The sequence below is a fragment of the Streptomyces sp. NBC_00568 genome (assembly GCF_026341855.1).
Taxonomy (GTDB): Bacteria; Actinomycetota; Actinomycetes; order Streptomycetales; family Streptomycetaceae; genus Streptomyces.
Window position 1 is genome coordinate 4,499,828 of sequence record NZ_JAPENW010000001.1, and the last position, 19,867, is coordinate 4,519,694.

At 69.0% G+C, this 19,867-nt stretch carries 15 protein-coding genes, 1 tRNA gene and 1 pseudogene; 10 read left to right on the forward strand and 7 right to left on the reverse strand.

Translation table 11 applies throughout. The features are described from left to right. Nucleotides 1–40: 40 nt before the first annotated feature. The 5 genes and pseudogenes from mrdA to OOK38_RS19605 form a co-directional block, all read left to right on the forward strand. Entirely contained in the window at nucleotides 41–2,299 is a 2,259-nt protein-coding gene (gene mrdA, locus OOK38_RS19585; protein ID WP_266758710.1) for a penicillin-binding protein 2, read from the forward strand. Beyond that, on the forward strand, nucleotides 2,296–3,495 hold the full coding sequence (gene rodA, locus OOK38_RS19590) for a rod shape-determining protein RodA (protein WP_266758708.1): 1,200 nt from the start codon (nucleotides 2,296–2,298) through the stop codon (nucleotides 3,493–3,495). The genes mrdA and rodA overlap by 4 nt, the downstream gene beginning before the upstream one ends. A 127-nt stretch (nucleotides 3,496–3,622) precedes the next feature. Continuing rightward, nucleotides 3,623–5,134, forward strand: coding sequence for a CYTH and CHAD domain-containing protein (locus OOK38_RS19595; protein WP_266758706.1), 1,512 nt, complete (start codon nucleotides 3,623–3,625; stop codon nucleotides 5,132–5,134). Between the two features lie 406 nt (nucleotides 5,135–5,540). Then, nucleotides 5,541–7,505 (forward strand): TIGR03960 family B12-binding radical SAM protein, encoded by a 1,965-nt coding sequence (locus OOK38_RS19600; protein ID WP_266758704.1) that lies wholly within the window; start codon nucleotides 5,541–5,543, stop codon nucleotides 7,503–7,505. A 354-nt stretch (nucleotides 7,506–7,859) separates the two neighbouring features. After that, a pseudogene (locus tag OOK38_RS19605) lies at nucleotides 7,860–8,170 on the forward strand (pirin family protein); the annotation flags it as partial. Between the two features lie 234 nt (nucleotides 8,171–8,404). Here the strand turns inward: OOK38_RS19605 and OOK38_RS19610 are convergent. After that, nucleotides 8,405–8,965, reverse strand: a complete 561-nt coding sequence (locus tag OOK38_RS19610) for a YceI family protein (protein ID WP_266758703.1) — start codon at nucleotides 8,963–8,965, stop codon at nucleotides 8,405–8,407. A 394-nt stretch (nucleotides 8,966–9,359) separates the two neighbouring features. Between OOK38_RS19610 and OOK38_RS19615 the strand changes: the two genes are divergently transcribed. Next, on the forward strand, nucleotides 9,360–9,704 hold the full coding sequence (locus OOK38_RS19615) for a hypothetical protein (protein WP_266758701.1): 345 nt from the start codon (nucleotides 9,360–9,362) through the stop codon (nucleotides 9,702–9,704). Between the two features lie 77 nt (nucleotides 9,705–9,781). Here the strand turns inward: OOK38_RS19615 and OOK38_RS19620 are convergent, their stop codons facing one another. Together OOK38_RS19620 and OOK38_RS19625 are read right to left on the reverse strand one after the other, a co-directional pair. Further along, nucleotides 9,782–10,501, reverse strand: a complete 720-nt coding sequence (locus OOK38_RS19620; protein ID WP_266758699.1) for a DUF1775 domain-containing protein — start codon at nucleotides 10,499–10,501, stop codon at nucleotides 9,782–9,784. A 56-nt stretch (nucleotides 10,502–10,557) separates the two neighbouring features. Beyond that, complete coding sequence (locus tag OOK38_RS19625) at nucleotides 10,558–11,208, reverse strand: hypothetical protein (RefSeq protein ID WP_266758697.1); 651 nt, start codon at nucleotides 11,206–11,208, stop codon at nucleotides 10,558–10,560. Nucleotides 11,209–11,732: 524 nt separating this feature from the next. Here OOK38_RS19625 and OOK38_RS19630 point away from each other — a divergent pair. Next, entirely contained in the window at nucleotides 11,733–13,097 is a 1,365-nt protein-coding gene (locus OOK38_RS19630; protein WP_266758696.1) for a glutamate decarboxylase, read from the forward strand. 245 nt (nucleotides 13,098–13,342) lie between these two features. On the opposite strand, the gene OOK38_RS19635 is transcribed toward OOK38_RS19630, so the two are convergent. Further along, complete coding sequence (locus OOK38_RS19635) at nucleotides 13,343–13,813, reverse strand: VOC family protein (RefSeq protein ID WP_266758694.1); 471 nt, start codon at nucleotides 13,811–13,813, stop codon at nucleotides 13,343–13,345. 557 nt (nucleotides 13,814–14,370) lie between these two features. Beyond that, entirely contained in the window at nucleotides 14,371–15,066 is a 696-nt protein-coding gene (locus OOK38_RS19640) for a DUF899 family protein (protein ID WP_266758692.1), read from the reverse strand. A gap of 114 nt (nucleotides 15,067–15,180) precedes the next feature. Here OOK38_RS19640 and OOK38_RS34535 point away from each other — a divergent pair, with 114 nt between their 5' ends. Continuing rightward, nucleotides 15,181–15,927: an ion channel gene (locus OOK38_RS34535; RefSeq protein WP_323178812.1), complete on the forward strand. Its 747-nt coding sequence runs from the start codon at nucleotides 15,181–15,183 to the stop codon at nucleotides 15,925–15,927. Nucleotides 15,928–15,963: 36 nt separating this feature from the next. On the opposite strand, the gene OOK38_RS19650 is transcribed toward OOK38_RS34535, so the two are convergent. Together OOK38_RS19650 and OOK38_RS19655 are read right to left on the reverse strand one after the other, a co-directional pair. Beyond that, nucleotides 15,964–17,394 carry a DUF2252 domain-containing protein gene (locus OOK38_RS19650; protein WP_266758690.1) on the reverse strand — a complete coding sequence of 477 codons (1,431 nt, stop codon included), beginning with the start codon at nucleotides 17,392–17,394 and terminating at the stop codon, nucleotides 15,964–15,966. 121 nt (nucleotides 17,395–17,515) lie between these two features. Next, complete coding sequence (locus OOK38_RS19655; RefSeq protein WP_266758689.1) at nucleotides 17,516–17,842, reverse strand: carboxymuconolactone decarboxylase family protein; 327 nt, start codon at nucleotides 17,840–17,842, stop codon at nucleotides 17,516–17,518. Between the two features lie 309 nt (nucleotides 17,843–18,151). On the opposite strand from OOK38_RS19655, the gene OOK38_RS19660 reads away from it, so the two are divergent. Both OOK38_RS19660 and OOK38_RS19665 read left to right on the forward strand, forming a co-directional pair. Then, the gene (locus OOK38_RS19660) at nucleotides 18,152–19,492 is read left to right on the forward strand and encodes a hypothetical protein (RefSeq protein ID WP_266758688.1); all 1,341 of its coding nucleotides are present in this window, start codon (nucleotides 18,152–18,154) and stop codon (nucleotides 19,490–19,492) included. Between the two features lie 169 nt (nucleotides 19,493–19,661). Further along, nucleotides 19,662–19,753: transfer RNA gene (locus tag OOK38_RS19665), tRNA-OTHER, on the forward strand. Nucleotides 19,754–19,867 lie beyond the last annotated feature (114 nt).

Here is a 19,867-nt window from a genome sequence, read left to right on the forward strand (position 1 = left end):
GTATGTCTCGTACACACACTGAGAGGGGGAGGCAGCAGCAGTGACCAACATCCCCGAGACCGGTCGGACCCCACGGGTCCAGATCCGACTCGTCGTCATCCAGATTCTCGTACTCTCCCTCCTGGGCACTCTCGGCGGACGCCTCTGGTATCTCCAGATCCGCAACGGCGACGAGTACGCCAAGGAAGCCTCCGGCAACCACGTCCAGCAGGTCGTCCAGCCGGCCGTACGGGGCTCGATCCTGGACGCGCGGGGCGTTCCGATCGCCGACAACGAGACCCGCCTGGTGGTCTCCGCCTCGCGCACCGACCTGCTGAAGATGCCGGACGACGGCAAGGCCGTCCTCACCAAGCTCGCCGGTGTGCTGGGCATGAAGCCCGACGACGTCATCCAGAAGGTCCGCCTCTGCGACGCCAAGACCCCGCAGCCCTGCTGGAACGGCTCGCCCTACCAGCCGATCCCGATCACCGACGAGGCCACCGCCCGCCAGGCCCTGCAGATCCGCGAGCGCTCCGAGGACTTCCCCGGCATCACCGCCGAGCCGGAGGCGATGCGCCGCTACGCGGCCCCCGGCAAGGCCAACACCGCGCAAGTGCTCGGCTACCTCTCGCCCGTCACCGACGACGAGATCACCAAGGCCAAGGACACCGACTCGCCCTACCTCCGCTCCGACCAGGTCGGCCGCTCCGGCCTGGAGCGCGAGTACGACAAGGCGCTGCGCGGCAAGGCCGGCGTCACCCGCTACGAGGTCGACAACCTCGGCCGCGTCATCGGCAAGGCCAAGAGCGACAAGGCCGAACCCGGCGCCAACCTCGTCACCAGCATCGACTCCCGCATACAGCGGATCGCCGAGTACGAACTGAACGACGCGATGAAGGTCGCCCGCACCCAGTTCGACAAGAACACGAACGAGAACTACAAGGCGGACTCCGGCGCGGTCGTCGTCATGGAGACCAAGACGGGACGGGTCGTCGCGATGGCATCCAACCCGTCGTACGACCCGAACGCCTGGGTCGGCGGCATCTCCGGCAAGGACTACACCAAGCTCACCGGCAAGAAGTCCAACTACCCGCTGCTGAACCGTGCGATCCAGGGCCAGTCGGCCCCCGGATCGATCTTCAAGGTCATCCCGACGGCCGCCGCGATCAACGCCGGCTACTCCTTCGACGGCCCCTATCAGTGCGCCAGCTCGTACTCGATCGGCGGCCAGGTCTTCAAGAACTTCGAGTCCAAGGGACACGGCCCGATCAGCCTCGGACGTGCGCTGGAGGTCTCCTGCGACACCGTCTTCTACAGCCTTGCGCACGAGCAGTGGAAGAAGGACGGCGGCATCAAGCCGAAGAAGAACGCCAAGGACTGGTTCTACAAGACGGCCCACCAGTTCGGCCTCGGCCAGGAGACCGGCATCGACCTCCCGAACGAGGTCACCGGCCGCGTCCCCGACCGCCAGTGGAAGCAGGACTACTGGAAGGCCAACAAGGACGCCTGGTGCAAGTACGGCAAGAAGGGCGGCTCGTACGCCCAGCAGATCGCGTACGAGAACTGCCTCGAAGGCAACCGCATGCGTGCCGGTGACTCCGTCAACTACTCGATCGGCCAGGGCGACACGCTCGTCACCCCGATCCAGATGGCGACGATCTACGCGGCCATCTCCAACGGCGGCACGCTCTACGAGCCGACCGTCGGCAAGGCCATCGTCAGCGCCGACGGCAAGAGCGTCCAGCAGATCGCGCCCAAGTCGAACGGCAAGCTGCCGATGTCACGCAAGACGCGCGACGAGATAGACGGTGCCCTCGCGGGAGTCGCGACCCGCGGTACGGCCGCCTGGCGGTTCGGCGGCTGGCCGCAGGACAAGATCCCGATGCACGCCAAGACGGGTACGGCCGAGGTCTACGGCAAGCAGACGACCTCATGGTTCGCCACGTACACCAAGGACTACTCGGTCGTCATGACGATCTCCCAGGGTGGTACGGGCTCCGGCGCCTCGGGCCCCGCGGTGCGCAAGATCTACAACGCGCTCTACGGCATCTCCGACGAGGGTGTCATCGACAAGAAGAAGGCCATGCTGCCGACCCCGCAGAAGGGCCTGCCGAAGATCCAGACCGACGGCACGATCGACGCCCCGGCCGTCTCCAAGGACCCCGTCAAGGACCAGAAGGCCAGCGAGGCCCCCAAGGACGGGGTGACCGATCAGGATCTGCCGGCGGGCACCACGGCCTCACCCACCGACCGCAACCGCAACACCCGTAGGCGTACGGCCCGCCCGCGGAAGAGGCGGGGGAAGAGGATCCTGACATGACCGGAGCCAACAACTTCTCCGTCTCCGGGTACGGACCCGAGCGCGCGGGCTGGACACGGCTGCTCGCCCGCGACTCGCTCGCCCGCCGTCTCGACTGGCCGATACTCCTGTCGGCCGTCGCGCTCTCGATGATCGGCTCGGCCCTCGTCTACTCGGCGACCCGCAACCGCACCGAGATCAACCAGGGCGACCCGTACTACTTCCTCATCCGCCACCTGATGAACACCGGCATCGGCTTCGGCCTGATGATCGGCACGATCTGGCTCGGCCACCGCACCCTGCGCACGGCCGTGCCGATCCTGTACGGCCTCTCGGTCTTCCTGATCCTCATGGTGCTGACCCCGCTCGGCGCCACCGTCAACGGCGCCCACGCGTGGATCGTCCTCGGCGGCGGCTTCTCGCTCCAGCCCTCGGAGTTCGTGAAGATCACGATCATCCTGGGCATGGCGATGCTGCTCGCGGCCCGGGTCGACGCCGGCGACAAGCCGTACCCGGACCACCGCACCGTGCTGCAGGCCCTGGGCCTCGCCGCCGTCCCGATCATGATCGTGCTGCTCATGCCCGACCTCGGCTCGGTCATGGTCATGGTGATCATCATCCTCGGCGTGCTGCTCGCCTCCGGCGCCTCCAACCGCTGGGTGTTCGGCCTGATCGGCGCGGGCGCCCTCGGAGCGATCGCCGTCTGGCAGCTCCACATCCTCGACGAGTACCAGATCAACCGCTTCGCGGCCTTCGCCAACCCCGAGCTCGACCCGGCCGGCGTCGGCTACAACACCAACCAGGCCCGGATCGCCATCGGTTCCGGCGGCCTCTTCGGCACCGGCCTCGGCCACGGCTCCCAGACGACCGGCCAGTTCGTGCCCGAGCAGCAGACGGACTTCGTCTTCACGGTCGCCGGCGAGGAACTGGGCTTCGTGGGCGCGGGCCTGATCCTGGTGCTCCTCGGCGTGATCCTGTGGCGCGCCTGCCGCATCGCCCGCGAGACGACCGAGCTGTACGGCACGATCGTCGCCGCCGGGATCATCGCCTGGTTCGCCTTCCAGTCCTTCGAGAACGTCGGCATGACCCTCGGCATCATGCCGGTCGCCGGACTGCCCCTCCCGTTCGTGTCCTACGGCGGATCCTCCATGTTCGCGGTGTGGGTCGCGGTGGGCCTCCTGCAGTCGATCAGGGTGCAGCGCCCGATGTCCGCGTAGCGGGAGCCCGGGTGTCGCCCCGGAGAACATGAGGCGACACCCGGCCCAACGGGAAAAGACGGTCCAAGACCAAGCAGGGGCCGATTGGGTACTGCCCACGACCCGCAATCGCGTCTAGATTCGGTTCATGGCGGACACGAAGCGCGAGATCGAGCGTAAATACGAAGGTCCCGCGGCCGAGGGCGGCACCGACCTGCCAGACCTGACCGGTGTCTCCGGAGTCGCGGGCGTCGTCGACAAGGGCGTCGCCGAACTCGACGCCACCTACTACGACACCCCCGACCAGCGACTCGCCGCCGCCTCCCTCACCCTGCGCCGCCGCACCGGAGGCGACGACGCCGGCTGGCACCTCAAACTCCCCGTCTCCGAGGGCGTACGCGACGAGATCCGCGCCCCGCTCTCCGACACCGTCCCCCGCGCACTGTCCAGCCTTGTGCGCTCCCGCGTGCGCGACGCCGAACTCGTCCCCCTCGTACGTCTGCTGTCCGCCCGCGACATCCGCCACCTCGTCGACGACTCCGGCGCCCTGCTCGCCGAGGTCAGCCTCGACCGCGTCCGCGCCGAGCGGCTCAGCGGGGGCGAGGGCACCGCCGAATGGACCGAGATCGAGGTGGAACTCGCCGACGACGGCGACCCCGCCTTCCTCGACAAGGTCGAGAAGAAGCTCCGCAAGGCGGGTCTGAACCGCTCCGCCTCGTCCTCCAAACTGGCGAAGGCGCTCGGCGAGACCGGCGAGCGCTCCGAGAAACCCGCTCCCGAGAAGGAGCCGGTCACGGCGGGCGACCACGTCCTCGCCTATCTCCGCGCCCAGCACGACGCCATCGTCGAGCTCGACCCGGCCGTCCGCCGCGACGTTTACGACTCCGTGCACAGCATGCGCGTCGCCACCCGCCGGATGCGCAGCACCTTCCGCTCGTACGGGAAGATCCTCGACCGCACGGTCACCGACCCGATCGGCGACGAGCTGAAGTGGCTGGCCGGCGAGCTCGGAGTCGACCGCGACCAGGAAGTCCTCACCGAGCGGCTCACCGAATCCCTCGACCGTCTGCCGCGCACCCTCCTCTCCGGCCCCGTCCGCACCCGGCTGCGCACCTGGGCGCACGCCCGCCACGGCGGTTCCCGGCGCCGCCTGATCGCTGTCCTGGACGGAAAGCGGTACCTCGCGCTGCTGACCGCGCTCGACGCGCTCATGACCGACCCGCCGCTGCTCAAGGCGGCCGCTGGCGACCCCGCGAAGGTGATCGCCAAGGCCGTCCGCAAGGACTTCACCAAGGTCTCCGACCTCGTCTCGGAAGCCCTCGACCGGCCGCCGGGCGCCGACCGCGACACCGCGATGCACGAGGCCCGCAAGAAGGCCAAGCGCACCCGCTACGCAGCGGAGGCCGCCGCCCCGGCCCTGGGCGGAGGGGCCGCAGGCCTGGTCAAGTCGATGAAGTCGCTGCAGAGCCTGCTCGGCGACCACCAGGACAGCGTGATGACCCGCGACGCCCTGCGGGAACTGGCGGCTCTGGCGCACGCGGCGGGGGAGAGCTCGTTCACCTACGGGGTGCTGTACGGGCGCGAGGAGCAGCGCGCGGCGGCGGCCGAGGGGGCCCTGCCGGAGGTCTGGGAGGCGATCGAGGGCCAGACGTCCGTGTGAGGACGGTGTGGCCGGGGGCCGGGGGCCGGGGGCCAGGGCCGGGGTCTCCGGGTGGCTGCCGCCTGCCGCCTGCCGCCTGCCGCCTGCCGCCTGCCGGCAGCCGGAGGTGGGTGGCCGGGTGGCCGTACGGCGGTGCGGCAGGCCGTACGGCCGTGCGGCAGGAGGAGGCCGGGATCGGCGCCCTTCTCGGTGGAGCTGCCAGGGCGGTCGGAGGCCGCCGAGGGCAGACGCCCGTCCGGTTCTGCCGGGGGCCGGGAGGCGGCTGGGGGCGGTGTTCCTCCGGTCGTGCCGGGGCAGGTGGGCGTCCGGCGGTGCGGCGGATCCCTCCGGCCGCGTTACGCTAGATGGTCACCCTCCCCAGCCTCCGGCCGGGGGTATCCCCAGTCAGCTCACGAAGGTTCGCGAAATGCCTGCCGAAACCGCCGTGTCGGTCTTCCCACAGCTCGAAGCTCTGCTCCCGCATGTGCAGAAGCCGATCCAGTACGTCGGCGGAGAGCTCAACTCCACGGTCAAGCCCTGGGACGCCTGTGACGTCCGCTGGGCGCTGATGTACCCCGACGCCTACGAGGTCGGCCTGCCCAACCAGGGCGTCATGATCCTCTACGAGGTACTGAACGAGCGCGAGGGCGTCCTCGCCGAGCGCACGTACAGCGTCTGGCCGGACCTCGAGGAACTGATGCGTGAGCACCGGGTCCCCCAGTTCACGGTCGACAGCCACCGCCCGGTGAAGGCCTTCGACGTGTTCGGCCTGTCCTTCTCCACGGAGCTGGGCTACACGAACATGCTGACCGCCCTCGACCTGGCCGGCATCCCGCTGGAGTCCAAGGACCGCACGCTCGACGACCCGATCGTGCTGGCCGGCGGTCACGCGGCCTTCAACCCGGAGCCGATCGCCGACTTCATCGACGCGGCGATCATCGGCGACGGCGAGCAGGCCGTGCTCGACATGACGGAGATCATCCGCGCCTGGAAGGCGGAGGGCCGACCCGGAGGCCGTGAAGAGGTCCTCTTCCGCCTCGCGAAGACGGGCAACGTCTACATCCCGGCCTTCTACGACGTCGAGTACCTCCCCGACGGCCGGATCGCCCGCGTGGTCCCGAACAAGTCGGGCGTGCCGTGGCGTGTGTCCAAGCACACCGTCATGGACCTCGACGAATGGCCGTACCCGAAGCAGCCCCTCGTCCCGCTCGCGGAGACCGTCCACGAGCGCATGTCGGTGGAGATCTTCCGCGGCTGCACGCGTGGCTGCCGCTTCTGCCAGGCGGGCATGATCACCCGCCCGGTGCGCGAGCGCTCCATCACGGGCATCGGCGAGATGGTCGAGAAGGGCCTCAAGGCGACGGGCTTCGAGGAGGTCGGCCTGCTCTCGCTGTCCTCCGCCGACCACTCGGAGATCGGCGACATCGCCAAGGGCCTGGCCGACCGGTACGAGGAGGACAAGATCGGCCTGTCCCTCCCCTCCACCCGCGTGGACGCCTTCAACGTCGACCTGGCCAACGAGCTGACCCGCAACGGCCGGCGCTCGGGCCTGACCTTCGCCCCCGAGGGCGGCTCCGAGCGCATGCGCAAGGTCATCAACAAGATGGTCTCGGAAGAGGACCTCATCCGGACCGTCTCCACCGCCTACGGCAACGGCTGGCGCCAGGTGAAGCTGTACTTCATGTGCGGCCTGCCGACGGAGACGGACGAGGACGTCATGCAGATCGCCGACATGGCGATGAATGTGATCGCCGAGGGCCGCAAGGTCTCCGGCCAGAACGACATCCGCTGCACGGTCTCCATCGGCGGCTTCGTCCCCAAGCCCCACACCCCCTTCCAGTGGGCGCCGCAGCTCTCCGCCGAGGACACGGACGCCCGCCTCACGAAGCTCCGCGACAAGATCCGCGGCGACAAGAAGTACGGCCGCTCGATCGGCTTCCGCTACCACGACGGCAAGCCGGGCATCGTCGAGGGCCTGCTCTCCCGCGGCGACCGGCGCATCGGCTCCGTCATCCGCGCCGTCTACGAGGACGGCGGCCGCTTCGACGGCTGGCGCGAGCACTTCTCGTACGACCGCTGGATGAGCTGCGCCGACAAGACCCTCCCCGCCTTCGGCGTGGACGTCGACTGGTACACCACCCGCGAGCGCACCTACGAGGAGGTCCTGCCCTGGGACCACCTCGACTCGGGCCTCGACAAGGACTGGCTCTGGGAGGACTGGCAGGACTCCCTCGACGAGACCGAGGTCGAGGACTGCCGCTGGACTCCTTGCTTCGACTGCGGGGTCTGTCCGCAGATGGACACCCAGATCCAGATCGGCCCGACGGGCAAGAAGCTGCTGCCCCTGACGGTCAAGAACGCGGCACCGGCGGCGAGCGGGCACAGCCACTGACGTGGACGAGGTACTCGTTCGGGTGATCGATGCCCTGGCGTGGGCGAGCGAGGACGAGGTGGCGGCTGTGCTGGTTGCGGTGGGCGCTTCGCGTCCTCGCCCTCCTGCCCCGTCCTCCTCGCACCGGACTCCGCTGCCGGGCCCTGGAGGCGCCTCTCGGATCGTCTCCGAGGTGGAGTGGGTCTGAGCCCGGGCCAGGCTCGTGTACGGCCGTATGACCGTTGAGCCCCTTCCCTGTTTGGGAGGGGGCTCATTGATGTCCTGCGGCGTATGAGTCCGGCGGCCTCGTGGTGTGGAGTCTTCCGGCGCGGATCCGGGGTGGTGGCGGGGCGGCGGCTATGTGGCGTGGCCGCCATGAGCGATCTCGACCTGCGGCCCACCCTGACGACGTGCGGGGGGCTCGCGGATGTTGCTGCCGACGCTCTGCCGCCGATTGGTCGGCGCCTGGTGCTTCCTGGATCACTACTGCCCGGACGACATCACCCGGCATCCCGGCATCCCCGTATGCAGGTGCCGCCGCACCCGCATACGGGCCTGCAGACCGTCAGCTGGCTGCTGGACGGATCGAGCATCGGGACAGCTTGGGCAGCCTGCAGCGGGTCCACCCCGGCCGGCTGTCCCTGATGACAGCCGGCCGGGCCATCGCGCATTCGGAGCAGTCTCCGGTGCCGCATCCGCGCACGCCAGGAGTGGGAGGACGGCCCCACAAGCGCACGTGCGACCGACGAGCATGCTGCACAGGCGGACAGCGCCCGTGGCGCTACCAGGACGTACGGGCTCGCCGTGCCGTGCCGGGGTTTGTGGGTGTGAGGGGTAACCGTCGGTCGACGTCGACGGAGAGGTGAGCGGTCAGCTCGTCGTCCTGGAGGAGAACGCGTCGGCTCTGGGGGTGCGGCGGTTCAGGCGTCCTTGATCGCGGAGATCTCGAACTCAAGCACGATCTTCTCGCTGACCAGGACACCGCCGGTTTCGAGCGCGGCGTTCCAGATCACGCCGTAGTCCTTGCGGTTGATGGTCACCGAACCTTCGAGTCCCACACGCAGGTTGCCGAACGGGTCGGTCGCGGTGCCCTCGTACGAGAACGGGATGGTCACCGGATTGGTGACACCCTTGACGGTGAGGTCGCCGGTGACAGCGAAGCTGGTGTCGTCGCTGCGCTGGACGGAAGTGGAGACGAAGCTGATCTCCGGATACTCGTCCATGTTGAGGAAGTCGTTGCTGCGCAGATGCTCGTCGCGCTGGGCGTTGCGGGTGTCGATGCTGGTGGCCTTGATGGTCACTTTCCCGGTCGACTTGGAGGGGTCCGCACCGTCGAAGTACGCGCTGCCGTCGAACTCGTTGAACGCGCCACGGACCTTGGTCACCATCGCGTGCCGGGCCACGAACCCGATCCGGCTGTGCGAGGCGTCGAGGGTGTAGTGGCCGGTCAGGGCGGTCAGGTCGGTCGGAGACGTAGTCACGGGACCTCCCGAGAGAGATGGGGCATTAACGGCATATCCAAACCTAGCAGTCATTATTTGCGTATCGCGCGGTAGGTGATCTTTGGGCGGTGACGGCCGTACGTCAGCGCTGCACGGTTTGTAGGTCAGCCCGGCAGCCAGGTCTGGGCAAACCTAAGTTTCCCGAGCTGAGGGGCTCGGAGAGCCTCGCTGTCCCCTGACGCACCCCTTGCCTTGATCGTCGCTCGTTAGGGTCTTCGGGGCGTGACCTTCCTCCTCGTGCGCTCCCGTGACGTGCGCGCCTGGGAAGCGGCCTGCATCGCCCTCTTCGGGTGCGGCGCTGCAGCACGAGAATGAGGCCCGAGTCCAATCCTGGTGGCTCAAGCCGCGCCTTGACGGAGTCGTCCCCACGTATTTGGGAGAACGCATCATCGAGGCGGGGAGGAGCAGCGGCGGCGTCACTCTCACCACCCGGGACGGTGTCGGGCGCACGCGCGAGATCGAGACCGGGCGCGTCCTGGCGGCCACGGGCTACCGGGTCAATCTGGATGCGCTGGACTTCGTGGCTCCTGAGCCACGGGCCGAGCTGGCGCGCACGGACGGGTTCCCCAGCCTCGATGCCGGGCTGCAGTCGTCCGTTCCGGGTCTGTATTTCACCGGGATTCATGCGGCGGCGACCTTCGGGCCGCCGATGCGCTTCACCTGCGGCACGCAGTTCGCGGCGCCGCGCCTCTCGTCGGCTTTGGCGGCACGCCTCTGAAGTCGGTGGGACAGGGGCGGAACTCCCCTTCATTCCGCGCGCCTTGGCTGCACGCGCGGAATGAAGGGGCCGATCCGCTACTGCTGGGCGCCCGATCGGCGTCGTACCGCGTAACCCACGGCCGCGAGGGCTACCAGGACGGCCGCGCCGATACCGACCCAGGCGCCGGTCGACAGCCCGCTGTCGTCGTCCTTCTTCGCCTCGGTGGTGGGTGAGGCGGAAGACTCCTCGGCCGTCGGTGAAGCGGACTCGGAAGGCGTTTCAGAGACGGTCTCGCTGTGGGAGGGGCTGGCGGGTTTGGCGTCGGCAGCGGCGGCCTTCAGCTTGAGGACGGGCGCCGGCTCTTCACTGCCGTCGCCGAGTTCGATCCAGCGGTCGGTGCGACCGTCGCTGTAGGTCTGCAGCGTCTTGAAGGCCAGTTCCTCGGCGTCGGGAAGCTGGCGCACGACCACCGAGTATTCGGCGTTCTCGCCGGCCTTCACGGCAGGACCCTTGACCGTGTATCCGTCGTCGTTCGTCGTGAACTTCCAGCCCTTGGGGCCTTCGCCGTACGTCACGTCGGAGGGCGCGATGCCCTCGGGCAGCACAACGCGAATTTGGGTGATCCCGGCCGTGGTGGACTCGGCCTCTGCGTCGAAGGAAATCTCTACGTTCTCCGCGAGAGCCTGCGCCTTCTCGGACTCGACCTCCACGTGCGCGAGGGCCTGACCTGCGGAGAGGAAGACGGCGGAGGCGGCTGCGGCGATCGTGAGGGACGCGTAACGGGTGGCGGTGCGCCTGTTCTTGGCACGGAACATGGGTGTCTCCAGGTATGGGGGTAGCGCAGAACGACCGAGTGGCCGCCCCGGCAAGGTCAGATGACGAGAGCGCGCCTCACCTGGGGAGGCCCCCTGCGTACCACCACGTCAGCGAGCACCGCCTCCTTGCACGGAGGCTGATCGAGCCATGCGAGGACGAGCGTCGACCGTCCTGGGGTCACCCGTTCCGGGCGATCACGCAGCAGATCCAAAACCGTGGCGATGCGGGCCCGAACGGCGTCGATCGCCGATGTCAGGCCGCGCGCCAGAGACCAGCACACCGTGTCCGCGCGGTGCAGCAGGATCGCCACCAGGAGGGCGGCGACCGCGTGGACGGCCGTCATCGAAAGCGAGCCGTGGACTCGTTCGTGCCACGCGCCGTCGGCGTCCATGCTGTGGTGGGCGTGATCGGGCATGGCCATCGGCGCTGAGCCCAGCGGGTGCGTGGCCTTCAACCACAAGTGCAGCCCGGCTTGCCCGACAGCGCTCGCCGTCATGACGCTGACCACTGTGCGCGGGCGCCGCGTACCGGCAAGCCCGAGACCGAAGAGTGCGGCGGCCGCCACAAGGCCCTGCCACCACGGCATCGGGCCTTCGGAAACCAGATGGTGCGCGCTCACCCCCAAAACCGTCCCGACGACGGCGAACACTGCGGCCCGAAGGGTCGGCAGCGGCGCTTGGGGCGTCGTCGTATGGAGCTTGGTCATGGCCCGACCATCATCGGGCATGGTCGGCTCCGGTCGGCGGCGGGTTCCGGAAAGAGCTGCCCGAGCGCGCGGCGGCTGGGTCACGGCATCCGAATTCTTGGCATTCGTGCCGTCGATCACTCAGCGCTGAGTCACGATGGCCGGGACATGTCGGCCTTCTCTGTATTCGGCCCAACTGATCGCACCGCAGGCGCTTCCATCAGCCGCGCGGTCGCCGACCGGTGCGCTGACTGCCGTGCTCGGACTAATTCTGATGCGGGAAGCATTCGTCCCGGGCCTGTCGGCCGTCGGGGGCCCGACCCTGCTGCAGTCGGTGTCAGTTCCTGATTCAGGAGTGGCAGCCCGCTGACCGCATCGCCCGGCCGTCAGGGTTGCTTATCAACGTGAAGCCGTCTCCGGCCGGCGAGCGTTCCAGCTTCCTCCTGTCGTCGATCGCCCCGGAAGGTACGCCGTTCGCGTGCATCCCGAGCCCATCCGTAGGTCCTGAGCGTGGCTCCCTCTCCGGCCGTGGTTGAGTCGCCGGTATGACCAAGAGTGACGCCGCGGCTCTTTTCGGCAACCGGTTCCTGACCGTGCCCGCTCCCTCGGAGACCTTCCCCGAGGAAGGCATGGCCGCGACGGATGCCATGAGGCTCGTGGATGTGGATCTCGCCATGGAGGGTGACCCGCAGCGCAACCTCGCCACGTTTGTCACCACGTGGATGGAGCCTGAGGCGCAACGGCTGATCGCCGAGAATCTCCACCGCAATTTCATCGACCACGCGGAGTACCCGATTTCCGCCGAGATCGAGCAGCGTTGCGTGCGCATGCTCGCCGACCTCTTCAACGCGCCGGGCAGGACAACCGGATGCCGGACCCAGGGTTCGTCCGAGGCGATCATGCTCGGTGCGCTGTCGCTGAAGTGGAAGTGGCGGGAGCGCCGCCAGGCGGCCAAGCTGTCGGTCGACCGGCCCAACTTGGTCTTCGGCGGTGACGTCCACGTCGTGTGGGAGAAGTTCTGCCGCTACTTCGACGTCGAACCGCGGATCGTGCCGCTGGCCGAGGGCAAGTACACGATCGGCCCGGAGGACGTGGAACCTCACCTCGACGAGAACACGATCGGCGTCGTCGCCGTCCTCGGCACCACGTTCACCGGCCACAAGGACGACGTCGTCGGGATCGACAAGCTCCTGCGGGACGTCCGCAAGGAGCGGGACCTCGACATCCCGATCCACGTCGACGGAGCCAGCGGCGCATTCGTGTGGCCCTTCCTCTACCCGGACTCGAAATGGGACTTCCGGCTCGAGCAGGTCCGCTCCATCAACGTCTCGGGACACAAGTACGGCCTGGTCTACCCCGGCATCGGCTGGCTGGTCTTCCGCGAGGAGTCCGACCTGCCCAAGGACCTCGTGTTCGAGGAGAACTACCTGGGCAAGACCGACTCGACGTTCACGCTGAACTTCTCCACCGGCGCGTCGATGGTGCTCGCGCAGTACTACAACTTCGTCCGGCTCGGTCGCCAGGGCTACACCTACGTCATGAAGATGATGCAGGAGAACGCTCACGCGCTGGCGGACAACCTGAGGAGCAGCGGCCGCTTCGAAGTGATCGGGAGCGGCCTCGAGCAGCTGCCGCTGGTCGCTTTCCGTCTCGCCGGCAAGCACGCCTACGACGAGTCCGACGTCGCCTGGCAGCTCTCCGCCGAGCGCGGCTGGATGGTGCCGGCGTACACGCTCCCGCCCAACGCGGAGCGGGTGAAGATCATGCGTGCCCTGGTCAAGGAGACCCTGAGCCGCGAGCAGGTCGATCGCCTGAGCCAGGACATCGCCGACGCGTGTCGCACCTTGGACGACAAGGGCGCGACCCATGGGAACGAGCGGGCCAAGGTCAAGCGCGGCACCGGCTACTGAGGCACCTCCGCCCCCGGTTGCAGACACCCGCCGGCTCCCGCGAAGAAGCTCCGGCAGCCGTTCCACGTCGAGCGGTACGCGCCCCACCCGCCGGCGAAGAAGGACCTCTTCTGGCCCTTGAGCCCCTTCCCCCTGGAAGGGGCTCTCGGCGTGGTGGCGTTTGAGCCCGTCGATCTGGCGGTCAGAACCGTCCTGGCTGGGGCGGTCTGCCGCATGACGACGGCGCGCGTGCGGAACGCGGTGGGTCAGGCCGGGGCGTCGGCGTCCTGTACGGAGGCTGCGAACTCCTCGGGGCCCTGTTCCGCCACCGCCGGGTCCATCCACATGACCTGCCAGCCGTGGCCGTCGAGGTCGAAGAAGCTGCGTGAGTACATGAAGCCGTAGTCCTCGGCGCCATCCGCCTCGGAGCCGCCCGCCGCGAGCGCGGCGGCGCTGACGGTATCGACCTCGTCGCGGGATGACACGCTGAAGCAGTACAGCGCCAGCGTGTGCGTGGTGGGATCGGCCATCGGCAGCTTCGCGAACTCCGCGAACTTCTCGCGGCTGAGCAACATGACGAAGGCGTGCTCGCCGACCAGCATGCAGGCGGAGGTCTCGTCGGTGAACTTCGGGTTGAAGCTGAACCCGAGCTCAGCGAAGAACGCCTTGCTGCGCTTGAGGTCCGCCACGGGGATGTTCACGAACAGCATGCGGCCGGGGTGTGCGGGATTGGTCATGGTGGGTCTCCAGTCGGTGGCTCGATGGCGTACGTCCTGGTAGACCGGCGCAGCCGGCGGAACTCATCGGTGGATCTCGACCAAGTCGCGTCGCAGCGTTGATCCAGTCCCCTGCCACAGCCACAGCCACAGCCACAGCCACAGCCATCGGCCACAGCCATCGGCCCGACGGGGCCTCCGCCGATCGTGACCACGCCGGCCCGGAGAAGGGGATTCGGGGCCGGCTGTGGTTCATGGCTGACTGGGCGCGCGCGGGGGTCGGTCAGCCGCGGCGCAGCAGCATGACGACAGCGATGACGACGATGATGAGGACGACGGTACCCAGGCCTATGTACACGGGTTTCTCTTTCCCTCGGGGTTGCGGCACCCGTTGGTGCCGCAACAGCCGAGTGCCCCGGTGGGGGCATTTCAGCCCACCCGGGTGATTCTGTTGCCCCGCCGAGACCCGCACCCGTACCCACACCAGTGCTGAGAGGCGAGCCGCGAGGGTCCTCGCCTTCCGGTCGCCGCTGCGCCGACCGCTGTCGTCGCTTCGCCGTTCATCGGCCGGGACCGGTTCAGCCGCCGCCAGAGCCCGAGCCATAGAGGGCAGCGAGATCCTTGGACGTCGCCCACCGGGTGTAGGTGGGCGACTGAGGCCAGTTCTCGGGCGAGTCCTGCCATTCCTCCTGCCGTCCGTACGGCAGGAGGTCGATCAGCGCGAAGGTGTGACTGAGCTGCTCGGTACCTCGACCGTCGGTGTGCCAGGTGCGATAGACGGTGTCGCCGTCGCGCAGGAACACGTTGACCGCGAATCCTCCTTCGGGCGGTGCGCCGACGTCGGCGCCGAATGAGCTGTCGGCAGTCGAGTACCACGCCATCCGATTGCCGACCCGCTGCTTGTAGGCGAGTGCTTCGTTGATCGGGCCCTGGGTGACGACGACGAATCGCGCGTCGTAGGTGTCCAGGAACTCCAGGCGGGTGTACTGCGAGGTGAACCCCGTGCAGCCCGGGCACTGCCATTCCTTGCCGGCGAACCACATGTGGTTGTAGACGATCAGCTGCCTCTTGCCTTCGAACATGTCCGTCAGCCGTACGGGGCCGTGCTCACCCTCGAGGGTGTAGTCAGGCATCTCGACCATCGGCAGGCGACGACGCTCGGCGGCGATGGCGTCAAGTTCCCGCGTCGCGGCCTTCTCCCGGGCACGCAGTGCCTCGAGCTGGCGCTCCCAGGTTGCGGCGTCGACGACGGGTGGCAGTGCGTGGGCGGTCATGGTCCCCTCACAGAGCTCGTACGCGGCTTGCGCTTGTGCGGAGGTAGACCCCGCTGGGCTCCGGAACTCATCGGTCGCCGGCCCGGGAGGGCAAGGAGGCTTCCGTCAGCGGTCGTGGTCGCCGCCGTCGTGGTCGCCGCCGTCGTGGTCGCCGGCAGGTCGAGTTCATCGGGCGGTGTTCTCCGTCGGTGCAGCCAGACCGGTGAGTTCGTGGTGCGCCGTCCGCACGGCGGCGGGACCGCTCGGGGAGAGTGGCTGTCCATACGCAGGCAGGGCCGCGGGGTCGTACGGCATCGGGTGCGGTCGTACGGCATCGGGCGCGTCCGAGAGGGGATCGTGGACAGGAAGCCGCGCAGTGGACGTCGGGTGGTCGTGCTCACGATGGTGCGGTGCTCGCTTGTCGTGGCCGCCCTGGTCGCCGCCTACTACCTGCTGCCGCTGGACTCGGCCTTCACCGCGAGGTCCGTCCTCGCTCTCGTCGGAGGGCTGGTGGCGGTGGCGCTGCTCATGGGGTGGCAGGTGCGCGTGATCATGAGATCCGAGCGTCCCAGGCTGCGTGCCATGGCTGTTCTTGCGACGATGCTTCCCTTGTTCCTGCTGCTCTTCGCCACGACCGACTACCTGCTGGATCGCAGCGCGCCGGACAGTTTCAGCGAGGCGTTGTCGAGGACCGACGCCCTCTACTTCACGATGACCGTGTTCAGCACGGTCGGATTCGGCGACATCAGCCCGCGCAGCGAGACGGCCCGGCTCCTTGTCACGGGACAGATCACGGCCAACCTTCTGCTGCTCGGTGTGGCCGCCCGGATCCTGGTGCACGCGGTCGAAGAGGGCCAGCGGGCGCAGCGCGAGGCGGACTAGCCGACCTGCCCCCCGTGCCGGGCGTCCGAGGGCCGGTCAGCCGGCCGGGACGTCCTCCGCGGGCAGCCGTCCCTCCCGTACCGCGTCGACGAGTGCCTGATGGTCGCGCTCGTTCTGGTCGGCGTAGGCCTCCGCGAAGGTCACGAGGGCCCGGTCGAAGGAGTCCTTCTTGCCCAGGTAGGAGGCGATCGCGATCCGGTCGCCGGACCGTGCGTGCGCGCGGGCGAGGGTGATGCCGCAGACGCCGCCGAAGGTCTCCAGCTGACTGGGCGACATCGTCTCCGGCATCGCGATGCCCTTCCAGTCGCGCAGTTGCCGTACGTAGAAGTCGCGACGCTTGCCGTCGATGCCGTCCACGCGTTCCCAGCCGAGGAAGATGTCGCTCGCCGCCTGCATCAACCGCTGTCCCGCGACCACGCGTTCGCCCTGGTTGCGGTACCGGCTGGCGCCGAGGTGGTCGGCGAGGACGGAGGTGTCGGCCTCCTTGGCCTGCAGGAACAGCGGGTCGCGGCCGTCCCGTCCGAGGAGCAGGATGATCCAGCACCGGGTGCCGACGCTGCCGACCCCGACCACCTTGCGGGCGACGTCCGCGAGTTGGTAGTCCTCCAGGAGGAAGCGCCGGTCGGACGGCAGCGTGAGTCCGTACCGCTCGATCAGTCCTCGGAACTGGCGCTCCAGCGTGGCGCGTTCGGCGTCCGGCAGCAGGTCGGCGATGGGGACCAGCAGCGGGGGGTCCGGCGCGATCATCGGCCGTCCGTCGACCTGGCGCGTGAGTTTGTCGAAGACCTGCACGGTGTCCCGCGATCGGGCCTTCGCCAGGGCGTGGTCCAGCTTCTTCTGTCCGCTCTTGCGGAGCTGGTCCGTCGTGAGGTCCCTGAGGCGTTCGGCGTCGATCTTGGCGTACCAGACATCGAGGTTGCTCATGCCGGCGAAACGGATCATCGCCTCTCGGTACGAGCGCACGGTGCCGCTCACGATGCGGGCGCGCTCGTCGTCGTCGAAGCCGTTCGCCCGGGCGGCGATGACGAAGCTCGCCGACAGCCGCTTGACGTCCCATTCCCAGGGGCCGGGCAATGTCTCGTCGAAGTCGTTGATGTCGAACATCAACTTCCGCTCCGGCGAGGCCAGCAGCCGGAAGTTGAGCAGATGGGCGTCTCCGCACAGCTGGGCGGTGATTCCCGAGTCGGGACTGCCGGCCAGGTCGGACGCCATGATCGCCGCGGCGCCCCGGTAGAAGCGGAACGGGGACTCCGTCATCCGGCTGTACCGGATCGGCACCAGCTCCTGCACCCGGGCCCCGGACTGCTCCTCCAGAATCGCCAGCGGGTCCCGTCTCTTCGGACCGGGTCTGTACACCGCGTGTCCCGAGCGCGGAGAGCGGCGCCGCGCCTCCTTGCCGAGTGCCGCGCGCTCCTCGGGTGTCGCGTGAGGTGACGTGCGCATCGCCGTGGTCGCGTGCTGGGGCATCGACGGCTCTCCTGCCTGGCCCTGCGGCCCTCGGATCGCCCGGGGACACGGCACTCGGAGCGCTGCCGTGGTCCCCTTCCTCGGGGGCCGCGCCGATCGTCTGGTCTGGTGGCGGCCGGTCTCAGCCCTGGGCCTCGATCTCGGCGTCGGCGACAGCGATCGCGATGCCGAGCGCCGTGGCGATGTTGCCCGCGGCCGTCATGACGCGGGCCGTGCCCACGATCGGTGCGATGGCGACCAGGACGTCCTGCAGCTGGGCGGCGGTGACGCCTGTCCTGATGGCGGGGTCGATATGGGCGGCATAGGAGATCGGCGGGGCGTCCGAGGCGGCGAGGGCCGCGATACGCGTGAGCAGGAGCATGTCCGGGGCCAGGCCGCACCGTTCGATCGAGTCGACGGTCATCGCGGCGAGCGTGTCCAGGACAGGGGTTTCTGACGCAGTGGCCATGTTCGGGTGCCTTCCCGTGTGGTGTCGACGCCGAGGGCGCGAGGGTGGCGGAGCATCGGATGTCCGCGAGCGCCGGCGTCCCCTCAAACCCTAGATCCGTCCTGGGCACCCCGCATGGCAGCGCGGGCCGCACCGGCCTTGAGCAGCGGTGGAGGCCGTCGCGGGCGCCGCGGGGCGCCCGGGATCACGGTCGCGGTCCAGCCGTACGGGCCGACAGGCCCTAGCCCGTACGGCCCGCGTGGGGGTGCCGATCGGTCGCGGAGCGACGGAAATGGAGGAAGGTAGCCGCCCAGGAGCCCCGGAGCAGCCATGACCAGCCCCCACGAGCCGTCCGAGTTCGGAGCACCCCCGGAGAAGAACGCGGGTGACGCGCCGCCGAGCGGGCACCAGGGCGGTTCGACGGCTGCGCGGATCGCCAGGAACACCGCCTCGGCGGTGCTCATCGTCCTCACCTGCATCCTCGTACCGATCGCACTGCTCACCGTGTGGGTGCACGACATCGCGCTGGACACGGACCGGTACGTGGCGACGGTCGCGCCGCTGGCCTCGGACCCCGCGATCGAGGACGCGGCGGTCCGACGCATCACCCATGCCGCCGACGTGCGGGTCGACGGCGACCAGGCCGCCGCGGACATCGCCGCCTGGCTAAGGTCCCAGGGCCTGCCGCCGAAGGCCGCGGACGCGTTGAAGGGGCTCGGCCCGCAGCTCGACTCCGCGGTCGACAGCACGGTGAAGAAGGTGGCCACGCGCTTCGTGCAGGGCGACCGCTTCGAGGAGATCTGGAAGACCGCCAACCGGGAGGCCCACGCCGCGGTCGTCCACGCGCTGACCGGGCAGGGCCGCGGAGCCATCGGAGTGAGCGGCGGGACGGTCACCCTGAACGTCGGCGAAGCCGTCGACGAGGTCAAGCAGGCGCTCGTGGACGCCGGGCTGTCCCCGGCCTCCAAGATCCCCGATGTCGACAAGCAGATGGTGCTGTTCCAGTCGGACCAGCTGGAGAAGATCCGCAAGGGCGCCCACCTGCTGGACGTGATCGGGAACTGGCTTCCCGTGATCGTCGTGCTGATCGGCGCCGCCGGGGTGCTGCTCGCCCACCGGCGCCGCCGGGCCCTGATCCGTACGACTCTCGGCGCGGCCTTCGCCTGTCTGATCATCGCCATCGTCCTGGTCGTCGCCCGCCGCTACTACCTGGACCATCTCCCGCCGCAGGTCCAGTCGGAGGCCGCCGCGGCGGCCGTCTTCGACACGCTGCTGCACTTCCTGAAGGTCAGCCTCCGCACGGCGATCGTGCTCGGCATCGTCATCGCGCTGGGCGCCTATCTGATCGGGCCCGGGCGACTGCCGGTCGCGGTCCGGGGCACGTCCGAGCGCGCCGCGGACTCCGCTGCTCGATGGGCGTACGACCATCAGGTCCGCACCGGTCGGACGGGAACCTGGATCCAGGCCCACCGCCATTGGATCGCCCTGGCCGCATTGCTGATCGTGGCCCTGGTCTTCGCCCTCTGGAACCACCCGACGGTCCTGACGATCCTGCTGCTCGTCCTCATCCTCCTGGCCCTGCTCGCCCTGCTCGCGCTCCTGGCGGCCTCCGGACGCGCCACCGCCGAGGCCGAGAAGACCGCGCCACCACGGCCGGGGAACGGCACATGAAGGGCCTGCCGCCGGGTGGTGGTCCACGGTCGCGGCCTTCCCGCGAGGTGACGCCGAGGCGCCGCGCGGGCCGGAGTCCGATGCCGATGGCGATGGCGATGGCGATGCCGATGCCGAGCCGGGCTCCCGGCGACGGCACGCACGCGTAAGTCGGATGCCGGAGCCGCCGGCCGGCGTTACTGTGGGCAGCGTTCAGGTGCGCAGGTTGCGGCTACTTCTCCTGTAAAGAGAGCGACGCGGGTTCGAATCCCGCCGCCGGCTTCGGCCGGTGTCGTCCAGCGGCCGAGGATGCTTACGTTGCCGCCGCCGACTCCGATCTCTGAACACCCGGGCATGAGCCGTCCACCCGAGCCACACAGGTGGGCGGCTTTCGTC

Bases quoted from the DNA above. Each gene is read 5' to 3' on its own strand.
- OOK38_RS19600 (WP_266758704.1), top strand. From the start codon at position 5,541: ATGCCTGCCGAAACCGCCGTGTCGGTCTTCCCACAGCTCGAAGCTCTG.
- OOK38_RS19630 (WP_266758696.1), top strand. From the start codon at position 11,733: ATGACCAAGAGTGACGCCGCGGCTCTTTTCGGCAACCGGTTCCTGACC.
- OOK38_RS19640 (WP_266758692.1), bottom strand. From the start codon at position 15,066: ATGACCGCCCACGCACTGCCACCCGTCGTCGACGCCGCAACCTGGGAG.
- OOK38_RS19620 (WP_266758699.1), bottom strand. From the start codon at position 10,501: ATGTTCCGTGCCAAGAACAGGCGCACCGCCACCCGTTACGCGTCCCTC.
- OOK38_RS19650 (WP_266758690.1), bottom strand. From the start codon at position 17,394: ATGCCCCAGCACGCGACCACGGCGATGCGCACGTCACCTCACGCGACA.
- OOK38_RS19635 (WP_266758694.1), bottom strand. From the start codon at position 13,813: ATGACCAATCCCGCACACCCCGGCCGCATGCTGTTCGTGAACATCCCC.
- OOK38_RS19625 (WP_266758697.1), bottom strand. From the start codon at position 11,208: ATGACCAAGCTCCATACGACGACGCCCCAAGCGCCGCTGCCGACCCTT.
- OOK38_RS19660 (WP_266758688.1), top strand. From the start codon at position 18,152: ATGACCAGCCCCCACGAGCCGTCCGAGTTCGGAGCACCCCCGGAGAAG.
- OOK38_RS19595 (WP_266758706.1), top strand. From the start codon at position 3,623: ATGGCGGACACGAAGCGCGAGATCGAGCGTAAATACGAAGGTCCCGCG.
- OOK38_RS19655 (WP_266758689.1), bottom strand. From the start codon at position 17,842: ATGGCCACTGCGTCAGAAACCCCTGTCCTGGACACGCTCGCCGCGATG.
- rodA (WP_266758708.1), top strand. From the start codon at position 2,296: ATGACCGGAGCCAACAACTTCTCCGTCTCCGGGTACGGACCCGAGCGC.